A 21,361-nucleotide genomic window follows, 5' to 3' on the forward strand; every position below is an offset into this window, starting at 1 on the left:
CTGTTACCTCAAGCCGGGTCCAGCTGGGCGCGGATGCCCCAGTGGGCGGAAAAGACCGAGCCCGGGGGCAGCCACGCCAGCCCCTCCCCCGAATTCAGGGCGTTGGCCGGGGCGGTCATCGGTTCCAGGGCCACCGCGCGCCGCTGCCCGGGGAATGTGTCGGTGACGAAAACGTGGACATAACCGCATTCGGCTCCGGTCCAGAGACTCACCGTTCGGCCGTCCGGCGCGGTGAGCGTATGCCGGTGGGTGCCGGGGGCAGCCTCATCGAACGACAGGTCCGTGTAGGCGTTGTCCAGTGCCAGGTCCCCTACCCTGGCCCCGCCGCGGAGGTCCGCCGTTCCGGTTGGTTCCTGCCGGCCATTGGGAATGAGCCGCTCATCAACGGTCAGCACGGTGGCCGCAGACACCGTGAGCACCAGGTCTTCGGTCGGCACGTCGCCGAGCCGCAGGAAGGGATGGGCTCCGAGGGCAACGGGAGCGGCGGCGGTGCCCACATTCGTCAGGCTCTGCTGCACCCGCAGACCGCCGTCGTCGTCAATGCTGTAGCGGGCACGGTGCAGCAGGTGGAAGGGATACCCGTGCTGCGGGAAGATTTCCGCGCTGAGCTCCACGGCGCCCGGCACCTGTTCCCGGACCGTGTAGCCGGTATTGCGCAGCAGGCCGTGGCTCGCGTGCCCGCGGGAGGGCTCGGTGATGTCCAGCTGCTGGGTCTTCCCCGCCAGGGTCCAGCGTCCGTCCGCTGTCCGGTTGGGCCACGGCGCCAGCAGCACCCCGTTGGCGGACGGGGGTATCGCAGCGTCCGGATACGTCTGCACCAGATCGACGCCGTCAACCGTGTACCGGCGCAGCGCGCCGGCCAGGGAGGCGATGACGGCGCGGGCACTGCCGCGGCTGATTTCATATTGCGGACCGGTGGCCGGGCGGGCCTCCACCGGTTCGCTGCCGGTTGCGTTCATGCCACCCGATCTTACCCGCGCGCCCGGTAATCACTCATCGAAATGCGTGTTGACGCGGTCGCTGACGGCGGCAACCACACCTGCTGCGACATTGCGGATTTTGATATTACGGCTGTTCGAGACACTGCGCAGGATGTCGATTGCAGCCTGCTGGCTGCAGCCGTTCTGCCCCATGATGATGCCTGCCGCAAGGTCCACCACGGTCCGCGATTCCAGCGCGGCCTGGAGGTTCGCCGCCCGGTTCGCCTGCGCATCGATCTGCAGGGCCAGCCGGAGGACCTTGGCAGTTTCAGCGGCAACCGCACGCACACCGGCAATCTTGCCTGGGCCGAACGCGTGTCTCCGCGCCGAATAGCAGCTGAGGACCCCGCGGTCCCCCTCCAACGGCAGGGCGACGGCGGCAATTGACCGGATTCCGTTATCGGCTCCCCCGGCGAGCGCGGGCCAGTGCTGGTCCGCGGCAAGGTCCGTCACCACGACGTCGGGTCCGCCGCCCAGCACCGTCCCGCCCGGGCTGCCGGGACCATGCTCCGCCCGGACTGCCGGTAACCCCGGGGTCCGGACGGTGAGCAGCGGCCGCCGGCTGCGTTCCACGGCGATCGCACAGCCGTCCGGTGCAGACAGGCCCAGCCGTCGGGCAGCGATCCCGGCGGCAACGGACAGGAATACCTCGGTATCCGATCCGGCCAACAGGGCGGCAACGAGCTCCTCGACCACCGGCTGCCGCTCAGATTCGGCCATCGAAGCCCCCTTTCCCGGTCCCCCAGCGGCCATGCTACGTCCGTATAAGGAGGGTGCCCAGAGTCATCCCCTTAAACGACGGAAGGACCGCAGGCACGGTCCTTCCGGTAGTACTACCGATGTGTCGTTGCCGGAACGTCTAGTCGTTGCCTCGGAGAATCGACAGGAGACGGATGATCTCCACGTACAGCCACACCAGCGTCACGGTCAGGCCGAACGCAGCGGTCCAGGAGTAACGCTCCGGGGTGCCGGCCTTGACGCCCTGCTCGATGGACGTGAAGTCCATGATGAGCGAGAACGCTGCCAGGCCGATGGCCAGGACGCCGATGAAGACGCCCAGCGGGATGCCGAAGATCTCCACGCTGCCCCGCAGGCCCCACGGGTCCTGCACGCCGCCGAAGATCATCAGGCCGACGTTAAGCAGGGAGAAGACCGCGTAGCCGATGATCGCGATCATAAAGAAGCGGACAGCCTTAGGTGTGGCGCGCACCTTGCCGCTGCGGAACAGCACAAGGGTGACAGCGAAGACTGCCAGGGTTCCGAGCACTGCCTGCAGGCCGACGCCCGGGTACATGTTGTCCAGGACAGCGGTGAGACCGCCGAGGAACATACCTTCGAGGAAGGCGTAAGCCAGGATCATTGCGGGAACGGGCTCACGCTTGAAGGAGTTGACCAGGCCCAGGACGAAGCCGCCCAGTGCGCCCAGGATCATCAGTCCGCCGCCCAGTCCCGGCAGCAGCAGGGTCGGAACTGCGGCACCCACCAGGACCATCGCCAGGCAGAACACCGTCTTCATGATGACGTCGTCGTAGGTCATGCGGCCCATGTCCGACGGCTTGGCCGAAGGGGCCGTGTAAAGATCCTGCAGCTGCTGCGGGGTCATGTAGCTGTTATCTGTTGCCAGGGAGCCCGTTGCGGTACCGCCGCGGGTCTGGGAACGGAAGTTCTTTCCGTTGAATACCGGATTTCCGCCAAGTGCCATTGAATCTGTCCTCCATCTGGGGGCTGTTTCAGCCCAGCCTACCAAGTACAACGAGCACAGGGGGCGGCAGATTCCCGCGGAACTGCTGCCGGGAGATAACGGTTTGGCACCGCCGGATGCCCCGGAGGAACGCGGGCTTGCGTTTGCACCAACCCAGTCGTTACCCGATCGCGACATGCACACCCGGAGAAAGGTCATTGCCTGAAACATTCTGTGGGTAGCATGTTCTCCAATCGGTGACCCGTGTCACATCTGCCCGCCTGTGCGCCGTTTTTTCGGTTCCGCAGCCCTGCGTGGAGGTTTCAAAACTTGGTAAGAACATCGGCGCTGACCCGTTATCTGGGGATGCTGGCGGCCGTGGCAGCAATGTTTGCTGCCCTGCTGCTCTCGGCTCCAGCCGCGTCCGCAACCACTGCAACGTCTGACGCCTCGCCGTCATCCACAAGTCCCGCCCCCGGGGCGGACTACCCCGACCGGATCAGCGGCGTCATCAAGAATGAGGGCACTCCGCTCGAGGGGGTGAAAATCACCGCGACCGGCAACGGGTACGAGGGCGAAGCCGTCACCGGGGCAAACGGCTCCTGGTCCATCGGCGTCCCGCAACAGGGCGCATATGAAGTGGAGCTGGACGAATCCACCCTTCCGGAGGGTGTCGCCCTGGCGGAAGACCAGCAGAACCCGCGCACCGTCACCTTCGCCAACACCACCAACATCACCACGCTGTTCCTGCTGGGTGAAGGCATCGTGCTGCAGGAGGAAAGCTTCGGGTCCCTGCTGCTCGAACGAGCCGTGGCGGGCCTGAGCTTCGGACTCCTGCTGGCGCTGAGCGCCGTCGGTCTCTCGCTGATCTTCGGCACCACCGGCCTGACCAACTTCGCCCATGGGGAAATGGTGACTCTGGGCGCCATCCTGGCCTTCGCCTTCGCCTCACTGGGCATGCCGCTCTGGGCCGCGCTTCCGCTGGCGGTAGTGGGCGGCGCGGCCTTTGGCTACGTGCAGGACGCCGGTATCTGGAAGCCGCTGCGACGCCGCGGCACCGGCCTGGTGCCCATGATGATCGTCAGCATCGGCCTCGCCGTGGCAGTGCGCTACACCGTCCTGTTCTTCTTCGGCGGCGGAACCCAGCAGCTGCCGGGCTCCCAGAGCCCCATATTGGAACTCGGCCCCGTGTCCATCCCCCGGAATACCTTGGTGTCCCTGATCGTCAGCCTGGCCGTCATCCTGGTGGTCGCGCTCCTGCTGCTGCGCACCCGGATCGGCAAGGCCACCCGGGCAGTGGCGGACAACCCCGCCCTGGCCGCGGCGTCGGGCATTGACGTGGACCGGGTCATCCGGCTCGTCTGGGTGATCGGTGGAGCCCTTGCCGCCATGGGCGGCATCCTCTGGGCGTACTACCGCCCCGGTGTGTCCTTCAACATGGGCCAGCAGATCCTGCTGTTGATCTTCGCCGGAGTGACCCTGGGTGGTCTCGGCACGGTCTTCGGAGCACTGGTCGGATCCGTCCTGGTAGGCCTCTTCGTGGAAATCTCCACCCTCTGGCTGGAGGCGGACCTGAAATACGTGGGCGCCCTGGTCATCATGATTCTTGTCCTGCTGGTCCGGCCGCAGGGACTCCTCGGCCGCCGCGAGCGCATAGGTTAGGGGCTTAGGTACAAATGGATTTCGCCAACATTCTTCTCGGTGCCTTCACTGAAATCATCAGCCCCACCACGGCCGCGTACGCACTGGCCGCCCTCGGGCTGGCCGTGCACTTCGGCTACACCGGCCTGCTGAACTTCGGCCAGGCCGGGTTCATGGCCGTCGGCGCCTACGGCTTCGCCATACCGATCCTCTCCTTCAATGCCCCGCTGCCGCTGGCGCTGTTGATCGCCCTGCTGGCATCCGCGGTGTTTGCCGTCATCCTGGGCATACCCACGCTTCGCCTCCGTGCGGACTACCTTGCCATCGTTACCATTGCCGCTGCCGAGATCATCCGGTACGTCGTCACCACCAACTCCATGACACCGGTGACCGGATCCGCCAACGGCCTCGCCGCCTTCACCGGCAGCTTCTACGCCCTCAACCCGATACCGGACGGCTCCTACAGCCTCGGCCCCGTCTCCATGAACGAGCGGGATCTCTGGATCCGTCTGGTGGCCTGGAGCCTTGTGGCCCTCGCCTGCCTCTTGGTGTGGATGCTGATCCGCAGCCCGTGGGGCCGCGTGCTCAAGGGCATCAGGGAGGACGAGAATGCCGTCCGTGCCCTGGGCAAGAACGTGTACGCCTACAAAATGCAGGCGCTGGTCATCGGCGGCCTCCTGGGCTCGCTGGCCGGAATCATCTTCACCCTCCCCCGGGACGCCGTGCAGCCGGCAAACTACGGGACCGAGTTGACCTTCTACCTCTACACGGCCCTTCTCCTGGGCGGAATGTCGACCGTACTGGGACCGGTCCTGGGGTCGATGATCTTCTGGGCCATCCTCTCTGTCACGCAAGGTCTGCTTTACGGTGCCATTGAATCCGGGTACATCACGTTCATCACCACTACCCAGGCAGGCCAGATCCGCTACATCCTTGTAGGCGTAGCCCTGATGCTGCTGATGATCTTCCGGCCCCAGGGCATTCTGGGCAACAAGAAGGAGCTGTCGTTCGCATGAGCCACAAAGCAGACGAGCCCCGGGCGAAAGCGCGCGCCGCAGGGGCGCACGCAGCCGGTACGGAAGCGGAAGCATCCCACGCCGGTCCCGTCACCCCGGTGTCCGTGGACAACGAATACATGGACGACACCCGTCCCATCGCACAAGGTGAGATCGGCCCGGGATGTGCCAAGCGGGATCCGATCCTGGTGGCGGAAAACGTCACCCGGACCTACGGCGGAATCAACGCGGTGGATGTGGAGCACGTGGAGATTCCGCGGCATAAAATCACCGCACTGATCGGCCCCAACGGTGCCGGGAAAACGACTCTTTTCAACCTGCTGACCGGCTTCGACACGCCCCAGTCGGGCGCCTGGCAGTTCGAGGGCAAAGACCTCGCCGGGGTCTCCGCCTATAAGGTGGCACGCCTTGGCATGGTCCGCACATTCCAGCTGACCAAGGTCATGGGCAAGCTGACCGTCTTGGAGAACATGCGCCTGGGTGCCACCGCCCAGCCGGGGGAATCCCTCAGGCGGGCGCTCCTGCCTCCGCTGTGGCGCCAGCGGGAAAAGGAGATTACCGAACAGGCCGACGTCCTGCTGGCCAAGTTCAAGCTGGACACCAAGCGGAGCGACTATGCAGCGTCCCTCTCCGGCGGCCAGCGCAAGCTGCTGGAGATGGCCCGGGCCCTGATGGTCCGCCCCAAACTGGTCATGCTGGATGAGCCCATGGCCGGCGTGAACCCGGCGTTGACCCAGTCCCTGCTGGACCACATCAAGAACCTAAAGGCCGAGGGCATGACCGTCCTGTTCGTCGAGCACGACATGCACATGGTCCGCCACATTGCCGACTGGGTGGTGGTTATGGCCGAAGGAAAGGTGGTGGCCGAAGGCCCGCCGAGCGAGGTCATGAAGGACCAGGCCGTGATCGACGCCTATCTTGGGGCGCACCATGATGTGGACCTCGCCGATTCGGAGGGTTTCGAAAAGCTGGAGGCCGAGTTGGAGCACGACGCCGAGTCATCGGTGGGTATGGAACCTGACGGCGTGGTCGGCGGGCGGATCGACGAACGGAAGGACCAGGCATGACTGCCGATGCATTCGAAGGCGACTCCGTCGTCAAGGTAACCGATCTCGTGGCGGGCTACATCCCCGGGGTGAACATCCTCAACGGCTGCAGCATCGAAGCCCGCCGGGGAGAGCTGATCGGGATCATCGGACCCAACGGTGCCGGTAAGTCCACCCTGCTCAAGGCGATGTTCGGCCTGGTCAAGGTGCATTCCGGGACCGTCGTGGTCCGCGGCCAGGACCTTACCGGGCTCAAGGCCAACAAGCTCGTCAGCCGGGGTGTGGGATTTGTTCCGCAGAACAACAACGTCTTCCCTTCCCTGACCATCGAGGAGAACCTGCAGATGGGCGTCTACCAGGCGCCCAGGACCTTTCGGGAACGCTTCGATTTTGTGGCCGGCGTGTTCCCCGAGCTGGCCAAGCGCCGTGCCCAGCGGGCGGGTTCCCTGTCCGGCGGTGAACGCCAGATGGTCGCCATGGGCCGTGCCCTGATGATGGATCCCGCCGTGCTGCTGCTCGACGAACCCTCCGCCGGTCTCTCCCCCGTCAAGCAGGACGAGGCGTTCCTGCGGGTGCATGAGATCAACCGGGCAGGGGTCTCCGTGATCATGGTGGAACAGAATGCCCGCCGCTGCCTGCAGATCTGTGACCGGGCGTACGTACTGGACCAGGGCCGGGACGCCTACACCGGTACAGGCCGCGAACTTATGAAGGATCCAAAGGTCATCCAGCTCTATCTGGGCACCCTGGCCGAGACCGCCTAGCCCCTCCCGGCCTCAGGAGGGGCCCAGGGGAGGTACGGAAGACTCCGCGCGCCTCTGGGAGGCATCACCAGAGGACAGTCAGCAGCAAGGAAGAAGCCCCCGCCGGAACCGGCGGGGGCTTCTTCCTTGCTGTTCTGCTTCAGTTACAGTTTGCCCGCTTCGGAGCGGCTCGGCTGCGGCACGTTGTCACCGTCGTACTGGTAGATACCGATGAAGGCCTCCGTGGGGTCGCCGTTCTCATCGAACGTGATCGGTCCGGAGTAGCCGTCATAATCGATGTCTCCGCCGCCGCGCAGGATGGTCACGCAGCCGGCAAAGTCGTAGCATTTCTCGCCCTCGCCGGACACGCTCTCCAGCTGGGCGGCTATGGCCTTGCCATCGGTGCTGCCCGCGGCCTCGGACGCGAGCGCCAAGAGGGTAACGGCGTCGTAGCTTTCACCCGCGTAGGACCAGTCCTTCAGGGCCGGATCGACTCCAAGCAGGGACTCCTTGAAGTTTTCCGATGCGAAGGTTCCGGGAATGGTTCCCTGCGCGCCTTCAAGGGTTCCGGCGTCCAGGTCCTTGCTGTAGTCCGACGTATTGCCGTCCACAAAGAACAACTGGCTGGCGTCGACACCCTTGGCCGTCAGCAGCGGCACGATGCTCTTGGCCTGGTCAAAGCTGATCACCACGATGGCGTCGGGCTTTGCTGCCACAACGGAGTCCACCTGGCTGCTGAACTGGGAGTCGCCCTCATTGAACATCTCCTCGGCCACTACCTGGCCGCCGGCGGATTCAACCGAGGTCTTCACGTTGCTCTGCAGCCCCGTGCCGTAGGCGTCGTTAAGCACGATCATGCCCACGGTCTGCGCGCCGCAGGACATGATGTAGTTGCCCAGGATGCGTCCCTGCAGAAGATCCGAGGGAGCGGTCCGCCAGTACAGTCCGTTGTCATCCCAAGTGGTGAAGTCCGGTGACGTGTTGGCCGGGGAGAACTGGATGACGCCGGCGCCGGTGATGTTGCCGATCACCGTTTTGGAGACGCCCGAGGACGCTGCACCGACAATGGCGCTGACGCCCTGGCTGAGCAGGTCGTTTACCGACTGGGTGGCGATATCCGTGGTGGTGTCGCCGGAATCGCGGTGGACAATTTCGATGTCCTTGCCGAGGACGCCGCCGGCCGCATTGATTTCCTCAACTGCCAGGTTGGTGCCGGCAATTTCCGGCGGGCCGAGGTACGCCAGTGAACCCGTGGTGGGCAGCAACGTGCCGACCTTGAGCGGTACGTCCGTGGTGCCGGTGGAGGCAGGAACCGCCGCCGGATCGCCCTTGGCGCCCGGGTCTTCCCCCGTTCCCCCCTGGCTTTCCGGGCAGGACAGGACTGATGCAGCGGCGGTTTCGGTCTCTGCGGATGTTTCTTCAGCGGACGATTCCCCGCTGCCGCCGCTGCATCCGCTGGCGAACATTGCGAGGCCCAGCCCAAGGGCGGCGATCTTGGCGGTGCGGGCGTATCCCGTGCCCGTGCCAAAACCGCTGGCAGTGCGTAGTGCAGTCATAAAAGTTTCTCCCCGATCGAAAGGCGGGTGCCTTTGACGCAAATACCAGGTGTTCCTGATTAGAAGAAAAGCTAGTAGATCATTGTGTCGAATATAAGAGGCTGCGGTTACAGCCTTGTAACGCTCGTCACATTCCAACATTGATCCCCTTGCCGGGAAGTGCGCGTTAGCCCTATACGATGGCCGTAGAACCGTTATCTTGGGGGAAACAAATGCATATTCCGCGCCTGTCCACTGCCGCTTCCGCACTTGCCGTGCTGCTCCTGATGGGGCCTGCTGCTCCGGCACAGGCCCTGGAGTGCGCGCCGGGCTACCTTCCCGCCGTCGTCGACGGTGTCGAGACGTGCGTCGTTAGCACCTACAGCCCCGCTGTGCCGGCACCGTCCTACAACCCGGGCGAAAGCAACTACGATCCGTCCACCGGCAACTACTCCGAAGCGGTTCCCGCCGTTCCGGTTCCGGCCGCGCCCGCCGTACCCGCGGAGCCCACGCCGGAAGCCACGCCGTCCGCCGTGCCGCCGTCCCCGGCTTCCACCGGCAGTACGGGCGGAACAACCGGCGGCGGAACGGGAGGGAACTCTTCGACCGGCACGACGTCGCCGAGTCCCAGCCGGACTGCCAGCCCCTCGCCGTCCGCTACGGACGCGGTGGATGAGGAACGTACCGCCTCGGATCTGGCGCTGCCGGCAATTGCGGCCGTCGTCATCCTCGGGCTGCTCGCCGGCGGACTGCTGCTGCGCCACCGGAACCGGTCACGCGGCTAGGGGTACCCCAGGTCGGACTCGAACCGACAACACGCGGATTTTAAGTCCGTTGCCTCTGCCAATTGGGCTACTGGGGCTCTGCGATTGCCTTCCAAGCCTACTGGAAACGCGTGGACGGCAGGAAACACAACAACGGCGGCCCTCCTGCTGGAGGGCCGCCGTCGTCGTCTGTGACGAATGCGGAAGACTAGGCCTTCACGGCCGGCTTCTTAGCCGGCGTTGCTGCTTCCTCGAAGCCGCGGCGCGGATCTTCCAGGTTTCGCAGCGACGTCAGGTCGCGGCCGTAGCTCACGTTCAGCAGCCAGCCCGAGATGACGCGGAACTTGCGCTCGAACATCGGCATGGCCAGGCCGTGGTAGCCACGGTGCGCCAGCCAGGCCGGGAAGCCCTTCAGGCCAAAGCCCATGATGTTGGCGACACCCTTGTACTGGCCGAGGCCGGCAACAGCGCCAAGGCTCTTGTGGTTGTACTCTTCCACGGTGCCGACGCCGTAGCGGGCGGCCATGATGTTCTTGGCCAGCAGCTTCGCCTGGCGGACGGCATGCTGTGCGTTCGGGACGCAGAAGCCGCCCACTCCGCCGCCGGAAAGATCCGGAACCGCGGAGACGTCGCCGGCAGCCCAGGCGCCGTCGATGGGGCCGTCGTCGCCGGTGATGCGCAGTTCGGCGTTGGCACGGACACGGCCGCGCTCATCCACCGGGAAGTCGGTGGCGCGGACCATCGGGTTCGCCTGCACACCGGCGGTCCAGATCAGGGTGTCAGCACCGAACTCGCCCGCCGGGGACTTGTCCGCCATGTTGATCAGCTTGAGGAGGCCGCCTTCTGCGGACGCCAGCGACGTGTTCAGCAGGACCTCGATGCCGCGCTCACGCATGCTGGAGACAACCCACTCGGCCTGGTCCGGCTTGACCTCGGGCATAACCCGGCCCATGGCCTCGATCAGGACGAAGCGGAGGTCTTCGCGGCGAAGCCGGTCATTGATACGGACCGCATCGCGGGCCATGTCTTCGAGCTCGGTCAGGGTTTCGATGCCGGCAAAGCCGCCGCCGACGACGACGAAGGTCAGCGCGCGTTCGCGTTCCGGGCCGACGGGCATGAGCGATGCGGTTTCAATGCGCTCGAGCACGTGGTTCCGGGTGGCCATTGCTTCTTCGATGCTCTTCATTCCGATGCCGGCCTCGGCGAGGCCCGGGATCGGGAAGGTGCGGGTGATCGAGCCAGCCGCTACGACGACATCCTGGTAGGGCAGCTCGAACGGCTCGCTGCCGTCGCCCGGCTCAACGGTCGCGGTGCGGGCGGCATGGTTGATGGAAGTCACCTTGCCGTTGATCAGCTCGGTCTGCTTCAGGTGCATGCGGTGGGACACAACGGCGTCGCGGGCTTCAATGGTGCCTGCGGCAACCTCGGGAAGGAAAGGCTGGTAGGTCATGTACGGCAGCGGATCCACTACCGTAACAATCCCTCCCTGTTCCTTTACCTTCTTCTGGAGGTCTTTGGCTACGTACAGACCGACGTAACCACCGCCGACCACCAGAACGCGGGGACGGTCAGAAAACTGCTTGTTCGATGCCATGCCCCAATCCTACCTGAGTTTGTGAAAGCTTTCACGAACCATTTGACAAACCACGAACAGGGCGTTTCGCTACCGGACTCCGGCTTCGTCCAGGGAGCCCGTTTCGGTGGGCTGCGTCCCGCCGGCCGTTCTCCCGCGCCGTCGAATGTGGGTGACATGCACAGTGCCGGCCACCAGCAGGGCCACCAGGAGCCCGCCGAAACCGAGTACGACGACGGCGGGAAGGTCGCCGTTCGCAGCTGCCGGCTCCTGCGCCTCCGGGACTTCGGGTTCCGGCAGGTCCGGGACCGTGGGGGCGGGAATGTCGGCGGCGCCGGGCGAGGCGTCCGCCACCCGCCGGTGCACGCGGATCCACTCGGCAATGGTTCCCAGCGGGTTGCTGGTGACGGAAGGAACATCGGCATTCACTGCGGCATTGGCGTCCAGGATCCCGTACCCATAGATGGTGTCCGTACCCGGGGCGCCGGCATCCCGCGCGGTACTGACGATCCGGTTGACTACGTCCGCAGCGCTCATTTCCGGATGTGCCGCACGGATCAGTGCAGCAACACCGGACACCAGCGGCGCCGCCCCGGAGGTGCCTTCCCACGTTGCATACCGGGATGTGTTCCCGGGCATCCCCCCGATCAGGTCTTCGGCAGGAGCGGCAACACCAATGCTGATGCCTTCGGAGGACGATTCCTGGCTGGCCTCGCCCTGCCGGTTCAGGCCGGCCACGGTGAGGACCCCGGGAATGGTGGCGGGTGCTCCCACCTGGATCATGCCGACACCGCGGTTGCCGGCGGCTGCGACAACCACCACGTCATTCTGCTCGGCGTAAAGGAACGCGTCATCCCAGCTCTCCGGCCAGGCGGTCGAGGTACTGCCGAGGGACATGTTGATGACCTGGGCACCGTTGTCCACGGCCCAGCGGACGGCGGCGGGGATCTGCGTGTCAATCGGAACTCCGCCGGGATTCGTTCCGCCGATCCAGGTGGAGACAGCGAGGATCTCCGCCTCGGGGGCAACGCCGATAATGCCGTCGGGGCGGTCCGCCGGCTTGTCCTTGTCCTCTTCTTCCTTTTTGTCGCCTTCGCTGGCTTCCGTGTCCTCCGGGGGTTTCTCGTGGCCGCGGCCCGCCAGCAGTGTCGCCACCAGCGTTCCGTGCCCGGGTGTGCTGCCCAGGCCCTTGGCACCCTGCGGATCGCCCGCGCCTGATGCATCGAACCCTCCGACGACGGCACCGGCAAGGTCGGGGTGGGTTGCATCGACGCCGGTATCGATGACGGCCACCTTCACTCCTGCGCCCTTGGTGGTCTTCCAGGCCTCGGTCACACCGTAGTCGGTGAGCCAGTACTGTTTGTCCCGCCATTCATCGGCCTGTGCCGGAGCAGGTGCCAGCAGCGGCACCGCCACTGCTGCGCAGAGCGCTGCGGCGGCGGTCCTCAGGCGTGCTGCGCCTCCCCGGCGGCGGCCGGGCGCGGTTCCCGTTGCCCTCACGCGCTCAGCGCAATGCCGTCAAGGATGTCGTGTTCGCTGGCGAACGCCGTGGCCACGCGGCCGTCGGTCAGTTCGTCGATGCGGTCCACGATGGTGCGCCAGATCAGCGCTCCGGCCCCGATAACGTCCACGCGGCCCGGATGCATGTACGGCAGCGCTGCCCGCCCGGCACGGTCCCGCCGCAGCAGGGCGTCGGCTGTCTCGTCAATCCGCTCCCGGCTCAGCTCGGCCCCGTGTATGGCCTCGGGAGAGTACTCCGCCAAGCCCAAGGCCGCGGCGGTGACAGTGGTGATGGTCCCGGCCACCCCGACCAGCCGATCGGCTTCGGCCAGCGGCACAGTAACCAGTGCGGAAGCAATCATGTCCAGGATATCGGCGCGTGCGGACGCGATTTCTGCTTCGGTAGGCGGATCCGACAGCAGGTACCGTTCGGTAAAGCGCACGCAGCCCATGTCGGTGCTCTTCGCCGCCAGGACGCCGGAGCCGTCACCGAGGACGAACTCGGTGCTGCCGCCGCCCAGGTCCACCACGAGCGTCTTGGCGCCGTTCCCGCCGGCGAAGACGCTAGCCGCGCCGGTAAACGAAAGCGCCGCTTCCTCGTCTCCGCTGATCACTTCGGGTTCAACGCCGAGGCGTTCGCGGATTCCGTCGACGAATTCCTGCCGGTTTTCGGCGTCGCGGCTGGCGGAGGTGGCAACAAACCGGATCCGGGCGGCCCCATGCTCACGGATCAGGGAAGCGTACTCATCAGCCGCGGCAAAGGTGCGTTCCAGTGCTTCCGGGGCCAGCCGTCCGGTGGCATCCACACCCTGTCCCAGCCGGTTAACCCGCATCAGGCGAACGACGTCGGTGAGCTGGGCCGCGCCGTGATCGTCCCGGGTGATGTCCGCGATGAGGAGCCGGATGGAGTTGGTGCCGCAGTCGATGGCTGCAACCCGCATGCCTTCGGCGCGGGTGTCTTCCTGGCCTGTCACAGTTCCCCCTCGTTCGTTGCGGCATCCGTTGCCTGCCGGCGTGCAGCCTTCTTGCTCTCGAGTTCTTCCGGGCTTAGGCCCTGCGTCTTCATGTGGCGGCTAAGGTCACGCGCCGGAGCGGGAGCTGCAGTGTCCCAAGCACCTTCGCAGTAGCAGCGGTCGGTTGTCCACCATTGTTCAATAGCGGCCAGCGCTTCGTCGCCCAGCGGATTCACCCCGGGGCCGGCGGCCAGGGAATGGCCCACCAGCACGTGCAGGCATTTCACGCGGTTGGGCATTCCGCCCGCGGAGACACCGTCGATTTCCGGTACCGGACCGGTTCCGGTGCGCTCCCCGATCTCGTTACGGACCCGGAGGTAGTGTTCGTGGGCGCTTCGGTACCGCTGCGCCAGCTCCGGGTCTTCCTCCAGCCGGCGGCTCATATCGGTCATCAGGCCGGCGGCTTCCAGCCGGGACACGGCAGCCGTGATGACCGGATGCGTCAGGTAATAGGTGGTGGGGAAAGGTATGCCGTTGCTCAGCCGGGGGGCCGTGGTGGCTACCAGAGGGTTGCCGCAGACGCAGCGGGCGCCGATTTCAACGACGTCGCGCACCGGGCGGCCAAGCTGCCGGCTCAGGGTTTCCAGGTCTTCCTGGGTGGGGGCGAGCTGGTCCTGGGTCATGCAGGAGGTTCCTTCCGTGGGGGCCGGTGAGGGCCCCGGGCTGCTTCTTCTATCAGCCTCCAGATTACTGTGCCGTGGCGGATTTCTTGACCGAGTCCCACAGCGAATCCACCCACTGCAGGTCTTCGGGCTCCTCTTCGGAAGCAATCTGCTCTGCTTGTTCCACGCCGTTTTCACCCTTGACCAGGTACCGTTTCTCCCCCGGCATCACCAGGAAAATCCGGTCCCTCGCCTGCTGCTTGATGTAGGCAGGATCTTCCCAGCGGCCAAGCTGGACTTCCAATTCGGCCTGTGTTGCCTGGGCCTCGGCAATCTCCGCCTTCATCACGGCGATCTCCGAGCGCTGCTGGAGGTACGTCCGTACCGACGGTGCAAGCAGCACGGTGATGGCCACCATCACCATGGCCAGGACCAGCAGCCGTCCGGAGAATGCCTTTGCGGGCACGGGACGCAGTTCATCGGGGGCTTCCACCTCCGGCACGGCTGCGGGGGCTTTTGATTCCGGTGCAGGATCGGACTTGCGCCGGATCGCGCCGGAAAGCTGGGAGCGCACTGCTGCGCGGGCGTCCGATGCCGACAGCTTCCCGAAGCGCTGGTTCCCCGGCTGCGTTCCGGCCTTCGGAGCTTCGGTTTTCCGGGCCGCCGGCTGCTTAGCTGCAGCCTTCGGGGCCGGTGCTTCCTTAGCCGCAGCCTTCGGGGCCGGTGCTTCCTTAGCCGCAGCCTTCGAGGCGGCAGCTTTGGGTGGCGCCGTCTTCGCTGCAGCAGCTCTGGGGGCCGCAGCCTTCGAGGCGGCCGGCTTCGCCGTCACCGGTTTCGACGCGTTGCCTCCGCTGGCTTTAACCCTGTCCGGGTTCGTTGGGGCCGCGGGCCGGGGCACCTTGGGGCGTCGGGTTGGCATGCGCTTCCTGTCTAAATCGGTGCTGAAAGAAAAGGCGGGGCAGACGGTGAAAAACAACCGCGGGCGGGTTCCCTCCTATGAGGTTACCCACCCGCGGTGATTGGAGCCTGTTCCGCAACGCCTACCGTCCCGGAATCGGGCCGGCAGCCGCCGCGGCGGTACGGCTACTTGGCGTTGTTGAAGCGCGGGAACGCGCTGCGCCCTGCGTAGCGTGCGGCGTCGTCCAGCTCCTCTTCGATGCGCAGCAGCTGGTTGTACTTGGCCACGCGCTCGGAACGGGCCGGAGCACCGGTCTTGATCTGCCCGGCGTTGGTGGCAACGCAGATGTCCGCGATCGTGGTGTCTTCGGTCTCACCGGAGCGGTGCGACGTGATGGTGGTGTAGCCGGCGCGCTGGGCCATGGTGATGGCGTCCAGGGTTTCGGACAGGGTGCCGATCTGGTTGACCTTTACCAGCAGCGAGTTGGCGGCATTGTTCTTGATGCCGGTTTCCAAGCGTGCCGGGTTGGTGACGAAGAGGTCATCGCCCACAATCTGCACCTTGTCGCCGATGGACGCGGTCAGGGTCTTCCAGCCGTCCCAGTCCTCCTCGTCCAGCGGGTCCTCGATGGAAACCAGCGGGTAGTCACGGACCAGTTCCTCGTAGTAGGCGGACATTTCGGCCGCGGTCCGGTTCTGACCTTCGAAGAGGTACGAGCCGTCCTTGAAGAATTCGGAGGCTGCCACGTCCAGGGCCAGGGCGATGTCGTTGCCCGGTACGTAGCCGGCACGCTCGATGGCTTCGATGATCAGGTCCAGGGCTGCACGGTTGGAGGGCAGGTTCGGAGCGAAGCCGCCTTCGTCGCCAAGACCGGTGGAGAGGTTCTTTTCCTTCAGCACGGACTTGAGGTTGTGGTAGACCTCAACGCCCCAGCGCAGGCCCTCGGAGTAGGTCTGCGCACCCAGGGGAACAATCATGAATTCCTGGATGTCGACGTCGGAATCGGCGTGCGAGCCGCCGTTCAGGATGTTCATGAGCGGCACGGGCAGGATGTGCGCGTTGGGACCGCCGAGGTAGCGGTACAGCGGCAGTGCAGCGGATTCAGCTGCGGCACGGGCGACGGCGAGGGAGACGCCGAGGATGGCGTTGGCGCCCAGGCCGGACTTGTTCTCGGTGCCGTCCAGGTCGATCATGGCCTGGTCGATGGCACGCTGGTCGGATGCGTCGAACCCGAGCAGTGCCGGCTGGATCTGTTCGATCACGGCTTCAACGGCCTGCAGTACGCCCTTGCCCTGGTAGCGGTTCTTCTCGCCGTCGCGGCGTTCGTTGGCTTCGAAAGCGCCGGTGGAGGCGCCGGAGGGGACAGCCGCGCGGCCGAAGGTGTCGTCGTCGAGCAGCACCTCCACCTCGATGGTGGGGTTGCCGCGGGAATCAAGAATCTCGCGGGCATGGATGGCATCGATGATGGCCATTGAATTGCTCCTGTTCATTGGAACGATTGGAAAGAAAACCGCAGGCCTGCCTGCCGGGCAGGTTCTGAGTGTCTGCCTCTTAGCCTAATAGAATCGCGGCTCCGAGTAAGGTCCGGTGAGCTGAATCACGGATATCGGTGATCTCTTCGGCGCAGGGCAGGCGGCGCCGAAATCAGGTGCCTGCGTCTTCGTCCGTGTACCGGCGGACCGCCGCCCGCAGGGCTGTTTCGGCGTCGAGCCCCTGTTCCGAGGCGCGGCGGACCAGTGAAAACAGCGCGTCACCGAGCCCGTTTTCGTCGGTAAATTCCACGTTCGAGGCCTGCGGCAGCTGCCGTCCGGCACGGCCGGCACGGCCGGCACGGGACAGGGTCTTGGCGGCCAGGAGCAGCGCCGGCAGGCCTGCGGGAATTCCCTCGAACGGGGAGGTCCGGTTGGGCGTCTCGGCTTTCTTCGCTTCGTCCCAGGCCTGTTCAATCGCCGCGATACCGGACTCTTCGCTGGATTCCCGGAGGCTGCCGTCGGGACGGAAGACATGCGGATTCCGGCGGATCATCTTCGCGGTAAGGGAATCAATCACGTCCGCCACCGTAAAGCTGCCGGCTTCCTGCTGCAGGCGGGCATGAAGCAGCACCTGGAGCAGCACGTCTCCGAGTTCGCCGCGCAGTTCCGCAGCTCGCCCGGGAGCGGCCGTTCCGCCCTCCACCGCTTCAACGAGTTCATATGTTTCCTCCACGAGGTACTCGAGCAGGGACTCGTGGGTCAGTGCCCTGGTCCAGGGGCAGCGCTCGCGGAGGGCGCCGATGACCTCGGTGAGGCGGGTGAACCGCTCACCGAGGTCATCGGGAAGGGGGATTTCAGCCACGGGCGCGGTTGAACCCCTCGGTGACATAGGCCGAAAGCGCAGCACGCTCGTCCAGCGGCAGGAACGCGGCGTTGACGGCGTTCATTGTCAGTTCCAGGACATCGTCGAGGTCGTAGTCGAAGGTCTCCATCAGGAGCTCGAACTCGCCGGTGAGCGTCACCGAGCTCATCAGCCGGTTGTCCGTGTTGACGGTGACGGCGAAGCCTGTCTGGTAGAGCAGGTCGATCGGGTGGGTCTCGATGTCTTCACCGAAGGAGGCAACGGCACCGGTCTGCAGGTTCGAGGACGGGCACACTTCCAGGGCGATGCCGCGGTCCCGGACCCAGTTCGCCACCCGGCCCATGCTCACGATGCCCACTTCGGGTTCGTCCGGTGCGCCGTTGTCCTCGAATTCGACGTCGATGTCCTCGGCGATCCGCACGCCGTGACCCAGCCGCAGTGCCCGGCCGTGGACCAGGGCATCCACGATGCTCTCGATTCCGGCTGCTTCTCCGGCGTGCACGGTGGCCGGGAACTGGTTTTCGGCCAGATAAGTGAACGCGTCCTTGAACCGCGAAGGCGGGAAGCCGTCTTCCGGGCCGGCGATATCGAAGCCCACGGCGCCGGAATCGCGGTGCCGTACGGCCAGCTCGGCAATTTCCATGGCACGGTCGGCGTGCCGCATGGCGGTGATCAGCTGTCCCACCTGGATGAAGCTGCCCGCGGCTTCCGCGTTCGCAACGCCTTCTTCGATGCCGGCCTGCACTGCTTCCACGGCTTCGTCCAGGCTCAAGCCCGCCTGCACATGCTGTTCCGGCGCCCAGCGGACTTCCGCATAGACCACGCCGTCAGCTGCGAGGTCTTCGACGAATTCGCGGGCCACCCGCACCAGGCCCTCGCGCGTCTGCATGACGGCGATGGTGTGGTCGAAGGTTTCGAGGTAGCGCTCCAGGGACCCGGAGTCCGCCGAATCGCGGAACCACTCCCCCAGCGCGGCGGGGTCGGTGCTCGGCAGGGTATGGCCGACGGCGGCGGCCAGCTCAATGATGGTGGCCGGACGGAGGCCGCCGTCAAGGTGGTCGTGCAGCGATACCTTCGGCAGGCTGCGCACGTCGAGGGAAGAGGACGCGGGGAGATTTGTAGGCTCAGTCACACAGCAACTCTACGGTGTTTCAGGCGGCCTTCTGCGTGCTCTCGTCGTCGTCGGCGTTCGGCATGCCGTCCGCTGCCCCGGGTGCTGCCCCTGCTGCGGAGCCCCGGACCATGGTGATGATGCGGTCGATGATCAGGCCCAGGACAAGGGCGCCGGTCACACCCACCACGACACCGAGCAGGTGGTGCTCGTTGAACCAGGCACCGGCTATCGCGCCGATAGCCACGCTGTAGGCGGCCCAGACAATTCCGGAGATCGCGGTCAGGGAGATAAACCGGCGCCGCGGGAACCCTGTGGCGCCGGCGGTGAGGTTCACTACCACGCGGCCGACCGGGATGAACCGGGCCACGAGGATCAGCGACATGGAGCGTTTGTCGAGTTCATGGCGGGCCCAGGCGAAGGAACGGCGCATCTTCGGCGTGCGCATCCAGCGGAACCGTTCGGTTCCGATCCAGCGGCCCAGCAGATAGGCGAGATTGTCGCCCAGGAAGGCACCCAGGGCTGCTGCGGGAATGAGCAGCCAGATATTCACGCCTGCGCCGCTGAGCGCCAGCGATGCCAGTGCGACCACCAGGGATTCGCTGGGCACCGGCGGGAAGAACCCGTCGATCAGGCAGCAGGCCAGGAGCCCGATGTAGACCCACGGCGAACCCGCTGTGGAGAGGATGAAGTTGTTTATGCCGTCCACTGTGGCACTGAGAACGTCCAACAGCTGCCGCTCCTTGAGTTAGCTACCTAGGTCCTTTACAAGCATGCCACGCAGAGACCGATGCCTGCGGCGCCCCCTTCCGGCGACGCGCCCGGAGTGCCCAGCGGAGATCCCCCACCTGAGGGGCACCGGTGCCGCCGGCCTGCGGAGGGCGGGCGCGGGACTTGACCGGCGCGCCGGACCCGGAGGGCCGCGGAGGACCCCGGAGGCAGGCCCCTTCACCGAGGGGTCCCGCCGCCGAGGGGCCCGGTCTCGCCGGACCCGAAGGGCCGCGGAGGGCCCCGGAGGAAGGCGGCTTTAATATTTCCTGCGAGCTCTGCGAGCAGGAAATTTCGTTGCCGCCGTTCCGGGGCCCGTAGGGCCCGCAGGGCCCGGCACCCCGGCGCGCCGGGCCCCGAAGCCCCTAGCTGATCCGGTCGATGATCAGCTTCCGGGCCGGACGTGACCCCTCGGGAGCGACGACGACGGCGTCGGCCAGTGCCTCGCGGGCACGGTCGAACTTTTCGGGGGTGTCGGTCAGCAGCGTCATCAGCGGCTCGCCGGCGCGGACGGTGGCGCCCGGCTTGGCGTGCATCACGACGCCGGCACCGGCCTGGACCGCGTCTTCCTTGCGGGCACGGCCGGCGCCGAGGCGCCAGGCGGCAACGCCTACGGAGAGGGCATCAAGTTCCACCAGTACGCCGTCTGCGGGCGCGTAGATGGTTTCGGATTCGCGGGCCACCGGAAGCGCAGCATCCGGGTCGCCGCCCTGCGCGGAGATCATCCGGCGCCAGACGTCCATTGCGCGGCCGTCCTTGAGGGCTGCTTCGGGGTCGGCGTCAGGCTGCCCGGCCGCCGTGAGCATTTCGCGGGCCAGGGCCAGGGTGAGCTCTACAACGTCCTCGGGTCCGCCGCCGGCGAGTACATCCACGGACTCCTGTACCTCGATGGCGTTGCCGGCAGTCAGGCCCAGCGGGGTGGACATGTCGGTCAGCAGGGCCACCGTGTTCACGCCGGCGTCCTTGCCCAGGGCCACCATGGTCTCGGCCAGTTCGCGGGCACGGGCTTCGTCCTTCATGAACGCGCCGCTTCCGACCTTGACGTCGAGCACCAGCGAACCGGTGCCTTCGGCGATCTTCTTGCTCATGATCGAGGAAGCGATCAACGGAATGGCTTCCACTGTTCCCGTGACGTCACGCAGCGAGTACAGCTTCTTGTCGGCCGGGGCCAGGCCGGCACCGGCAGCGCAGATAACCGCGCCGACGTCGCGCAGCTGGGCCATCAGCGCATCATTGCTCAGGGCCGCCTGCCAGCCCGGAATGGCTTCGAGCTTGTCCAGGGTGCCGCCGGTGTGGCCGAGCCCGCGGCCGGAGAGCTGCGGGACGGCAACACCGAACACGGCTACCAAAGGTGCCAGCGGGAGGGTGATCTTGTCTCCCACGCCGCCGGTGGAGTGCTTGTCCGAGGTCGGCTTGCCGAGGGAGGAGAAGTCCATCCGCTCCCCCGAGTTGATCATGGCGTTGGTCCAGCGGGAGATTTCCGCCCGGCTCATGCCGTTGAGCAGGATTGCCATGTTCAGCGCGGCCATCTGCTCATCCGCGATCGCTCCGCGGGTGTACGCGTCGATGGTCCAGTCAATCTGTTCCGGGGTCAGTGTGCCCCGGTCCCGCTTGATTCCGATGATGTCTACGGCGTCGAACTTTTCAGCGGTCATGTTTATTTGTCCTGCCCTTCGAGGTGCTGCGGTCCAAAAGCATCCGGCAGGACTTCGTCCATGCTTCGAATGCCGCTTACTGTCATCAACTGCATACCCGGTGCCCGGAATTCGTAGAGCAGCTGCCGGCAGCGGCCGCACGGCATCAGTACGTTGCCGGATCCGTCCACGCAGGCAAAGGCGGCCAGGCGGCCGCCTCCGGTCATCTGCAATTGGCTGATCATCGAACATTCGGCACACAGCGTCAGCCCGTAGGAGGCGTTTTCAATGTTGCAGCCGGAAACAATGCGGCCGTCGTCGGTAAGCGCCGCAGCGCCTACCGGGTATTTCGAGTAGGGCACGTAGGCGTGGGCCAGGGCCGCGCGTGCGGTTTCCAGGAGCTGGTCCCAGTCCACCTGGCCGGGGGTCGTCTGTGTCATGTCTTCCTTCCAATTGGGTTTCCGGTCCGGTCGGACCGGAAACCACGAGGGACCTGCCGCCGGTTTCCCGGCAGCAGGTCCC

General features: G+C 65.9%; 20 protein-coding genes and 1 tRNA gene. 5 read left to right on the top strand and 16 right to left on the bottom strand.

Going from position 1 to position 21,361, the window contains the following annotated elements; translation table 11 throughout:
* Positions 1 to 8: 8 nt before the first annotated feature.
* From LOC56_RS11995 to LOC56_RS12005, 3 genes are all read right to left on the bottom strand, one after another.
* Positions 9 to 959 carry an aldose 1-epimerase family protein gene (locus LOC56_RS11995; RefSeq protein ID WP_229952490.1) on the bottom strand — a complete coding sequence of 317 codons (951 nt, stop codon included), beginning with the start codon at positions 957 to 959 and terminating at the stop codon, positions 9 to 11.
* Between the two features lie 30 nt (positions 960 to 989).
* A complete protein-coding gene (locus tag LOC56_RS12000; protein ID WP_229952491.1) occupies positions 990 to 1,700 on the bottom strand; it encodes a GAF and ANTAR domain-containing protein in 711 nt (236 codons plus the stop codon).
* A gap of 139 nt (positions 1,701 to 1,839) precedes the next feature.
* Entirely contained in the window at positions 1,840 to 2,682 is an 843-nt protein-coding gene (locus tag LOC56_RS12005) for a Bax inhibitor-1/YccA family protein (RefSeq protein ID WP_229952492.1), read from the bottom strand.
* 345 nt (positions 2,683 to 3,027) lie between these two features.
* On the opposite strand from LOC56_RS12005, the gene LOC56_RS12010 reads away from it, so the two are divergent.
* The 4 genes from LOC56_RS12010 to LOC56_RS12025 all read left to right on the top strand — a co-directional run bounded on the left by LOC56_RS12010 (position 3,028) and on the right by LOC56_RS12025 (position 7,128).
* Positions 3,028 to 4,323: a branched-chain amino acid ABC transporter permease gene (locus LOC56_RS12010; protein WP_229952786.1), complete on the top strand. Its 1,296-nt coding sequence runs from the start codon at positions 3,028 to 3,030 to the stop codon at positions 4,321 to 4,323.
* Between the two features lie 14 nt (positions 4,324 to 4,337).
* Positions 4,338 to 5,318 (top strand): branched-chain amino acid ABC transporter permease, encoded by a 981-nt coding sequence (locus LOC56_RS12015; protein WP_229952493.1) that lies wholly within the window; start codon positions 4,338 to 4,340, stop codon positions 5,316 to 5,318.
* Positions 5,319 to 5,437: 119 nt separating this feature from the next.
* Positions 5,438 to 6,385 carry an ABC transporter ATP-binding protein gene (locus tag LOC56_RS12020; RefSeq protein ID WP_229952788.1) on the top strand — a complete coding sequence of 316 codons (948 nt, stop codon included), beginning with the start codon at positions 5,438 to 5,440 and terminating at the stop codon, positions 6,383 to 6,385.
* Positions 6,382 to 7,128, top strand: coding sequence for an ABC transporter ATP-binding protein (locus LOC56_RS12025; protein ID WP_229952494.1), 747 nt, complete (start codon positions 6,382 to 6,384; stop codon positions 7,126 to 7,128). The genes LOC56_RS12020 and LOC56_RS12025 overlap by 4 nt, the downstream gene beginning before the upstream one ends.
* A gap of 143 nt (positions 7,129 to 7,271) precedes the next feature.
* Here the strand turns inward: LOC56_RS12025 and LOC56_RS12030 are convergent, their stop codons facing one another.
* A complete protein-coding gene (locus tag LOC56_RS12030; RefSeq protein ID WP_229952495.1) occupies positions 7,272 to 8,663 on the bottom strand; it encodes an ABC transporter substrate-binding protein in 1,392 nt (463 codons plus the stop codon).
* A gap of 212 nt (positions 8,664 to 8,875) precedes the next feature.
* Here LOC56_RS12030 and LOC56_RS12035 point away from each other — a divergent pair, with 212 nt between their 5' ends.
* Complete coding sequence (locus LOC56_RS12035) at positions 8,876 to 9,427, top strand: hypothetical protein (RefSeq protein WP_229952496.1); 552 nt, start codon at positions 8,876 to 8,878, stop codon at positions 9,425 to 9,427.
* Between the two features lie 3 nt (positions 9,428 to 9,430).
* Here LOC56_RS12035 and LOC56_RS12040 read toward each other — a convergent pair.
* The 12 genes from LOC56_RS12040 to LOC56_RS12095 form a co-directional block, all read right to left on the bottom strand.
* Positions 9,431 to 9,504, bottom strand: a tRNA-Leu gene (locus tag LOC56_RS12040).
* Positions 9,505 to 9,614: 110 nt separating this feature from the next.
* Entirely contained in the window at positions 9,615 to 11,000 is a 1,386-nt protein-coding gene (locus tag LOC56_RS12045; RefSeq protein ID WP_229952497.1) for an NAD(P)/FAD-dependent oxidoreductase, read from the bottom strand.
* A 69-nt stretch (positions 11,001 to 11,069) separates the two neighbouring features.
* Positions 11,070 to 12,479, bottom strand: coding sequence for a S8 family serine peptidase (locus LOC56_RS12050; RefSeq protein ID WP_442860099.1), 1,410 nt, complete (start codon positions 12,477 to 12,479; stop codon positions 11,070 to 11,072).
* A complete protein-coding gene (locus tag LOC56_RS12055) occupies positions 12,476 to 13,420 on the bottom strand; it encodes a Ppx/GppA phosphatase family protein (RefSeq protein ID WP_229952791.1) in 945 nt (314 codons plus the stop codon). The genes LOC56_RS12050 and LOC56_RS12055 overlap by 4 nt, the downstream gene beginning before the upstream one ends.
* A 29-nt stretch (positions 13,421 to 13,449) precedes the next feature.
* Positions 13,450 to 14,115, bottom strand: a complete 666-nt coding sequence (locus tag LOC56_RS12060; protein WP_229952498.1) for a DUF501 domain-containing protein — start codon at positions 14,113 to 14,115, stop codon at positions 13,450 to 13,452.
* Positions 14,116 to 14,179: 64 nt separating this feature from the next.
* On the bottom strand, positions 14,180 to 15,013 hold the full coding sequence (locus LOC56_RS12065; protein WP_229952499.1) for an FtsB family cell division protein: 834 nt from the start codon (positions 15,011 to 15,013) through the stop codon (positions 14,180 to 14,182).
* Positions 15,014 to 15,177: 164 nt separating this feature from the next.
* A complete protein-coding gene (gene eno, locus LOC56_RS12070) occupies positions 15,178 to 16,464 on the bottom strand; it encodes a phosphopyruvate hydratase (protein ID WP_229952792.1) in 1,287 nt (428 codons plus the stop codon).
* A gap of 172 nt (positions 16,465 to 16,636) precedes the next feature.
* On the bottom strand, positions 16,637 to 17,326 hold the full coding sequence (locus tag LOC56_RS12075; protein WP_229952500.1) for a MazG nucleotide pyrophosphohydrolase domain-containing protein: 690 nt from the start codon (positions 17,324 to 17,326) through the stop codon (positions 16,637 to 16,639).
* Complete coding sequence (locus LOC56_RS12080) at positions 17,319 to 18,458, bottom strand: adenosine deaminase (RefSeq protein WP_229952501.1); 1,140 nt, start codon at positions 18,456 to 18,458, stop codon at positions 17,319 to 17,321. Before LOC56_RS12080 ends, LOC56_RS12075 begins: the two co-directional genes overlap by 8 nt.
* A 19-nt stretch (positions 18,459 to 18,477) precedes the next feature.
* Positions 18,478 to 19,146 carry a DedA family protein gene (locus LOC56_RS12085; RefSeq protein ID WP_229952794.1) on the bottom strand — a complete coding sequence of 223 codons (669 nt, stop codon included), beginning with the start codon at positions 19,144 to 19,146 and terminating at the stop codon, positions 18,478 to 18,480.
* A 424-nt stretch (positions 19,147 to 19,570) separates the two neighbouring features.
* Positions 19,571 to 20,860, bottom strand: a complete 1,290-nt coding sequence (locus LOC56_RS12090) for a thymidine phosphorylase (protein WP_229952502.1) — start codon at positions 20,858 to 20,860, stop codon at positions 19,571 to 19,573.
* A gap of 2 nt (positions 20,861 to 20,862) precedes the next feature.
* Positions 20,863 to 21,279, bottom strand: coding sequence for a cytidine deaminase (locus tag LOC56_RS12095; protein ID WP_229952503.1), 417 nt, complete (start codon positions 21,277 to 21,279; stop codon positions 20,863 to 20,865).
* Positions 21,280 to 21,361: the final 82 nt, after the last annotated feature.

Source organism: Arthrobacter sp. zg-Y179 (genome assembly GCF_020907345.1).
Taxonomy (GTDB): Bacteria; Actinomycetota; Actinomycetes; order Actinomycetales; family Micrococcaceae; genus Arthrobacter_B; species Arthrobacter_B jinronghuae.

What these genes read in the sequence shown, in the direction of transcription:
- LOC56_RS12060 (WP_229952498.1), bottom strand. Translation starts at nt 14,115, where the DNA reads ATGACCCAGGACCAGCTCGCCCCCACCCAGGAAGACCTGGAAACCCTG.
- LOC56_RS12090 (WP_229952502.1), bottom strand. Translation starts at nt 20,860, where the DNA reads ATGACCGCTGAAAAGTTCGACGCCGTAGACATCATCGGAATCAAGCGG.
- LOC56_RS12045 (WP_229952497.1), bottom strand. Translation starts at nt 11,000, where the DNA reads ATGGCATCGAACAAGCAGTTTTCTGACCGTCCCCGCGTTCTGGTGGTC.
- LOC56_RS12025 (WP_229952494.1), top strand. Translation starts at nt 6,382, where the DNA reads ATGACTGCCGATGCATTCGAAGGCGACTCCGTCGTCAAGGTAACCGAT.
- LOC56_RS11995 (WP_229952490.1), bottom strand. Translation starts at nt 959, where the DNA reads ATGAACGCAACCGGCAGCGAACCGGTGGAGGCCCGCCCGGCCACCGGT.
- LOC56_RS12065 (WP_229952499.1), bottom strand. Translation starts at nt 15,013, where the DNA reads ATGCCAACCCGACGCCCCAAGGTGCCCCGGCCCGCGGCCCCAACGAAC.
- eno (WP_229952792.1), bottom strand. Translation starts at nt 16,464, where the DNA reads ATGGCCATCATCGATGCCATCCATGCCCGCGAGATTCTTGATTCCCGC.
- LOC56_RS12015 (WP_229952493.1), top strand. Translation starts at nt 4,338, where the DNA reads ATGGATTTCGCCAACATTCTTCTCGGTGCCTTCACTGAAATCATCAGC.
- LOC56_RS12095 (WP_229952503.1), bottom strand. Translation starts at nt 21,279, where the DNA reads ATGACACAGACGACCCCCGGCCAGGTGGACTGGGACCAGCTCCTGGAA.
- LOC56_RS12055 (WP_229952791.1), bottom strand. Translation starts at nt 13,420, where the DNA reads ATGCGGGTTGCAGCCATCGACTGCGGCACCAACTCCATCCGGCTCCTC.
- LOC56_RS12020 (WP_229952788.1), top strand. Translation starts at nt 5,438, where the DNA reads ATGGACGACACCCGTCCCATCGCACAAGGTGAGATCGGCCCGGGATGT.
- LOC56_RS12030 (WP_229952495.1), bottom strand. Translation starts at nt 8,663, where the DNA reads ATGACTGCACTACGCACTGCCAGCGGTTTTGGCACGGGCACGGGATAC.
- LOC56_RS12000 (WP_229952491.1), bottom strand. Translation starts at nt 1,700, where the DNA reads ATGGCCGAATCTGAGCGGCAGCCGGTGGTCGAGGAGCTCGTTGCCGCC.
- LOC56_RS12005 (WP_229952492.1), bottom strand. Translation starts at nt 2,682, where the DNA reads ATGGCACTTGGCGGAAATCCGGTATTCAACGGAAAGAACTTCCGTTCC.
- LOC56_RS12010 (WP_229952786.1), top strand. Translation starts at nt 3,028, where the DNA reads ATGCTGGCGGCCGTGGCAGCAATGTTTGCTGCCCTGCTGCTCTCGGCT.
- LOC56_RS12035 (WP_229952496.1), top strand. Translation starts at nt 8,876, where the DNA reads ATGCATATTCCGCGCCTGTCCACTGCCGCTTCCGCACTTGCCGTGCTG.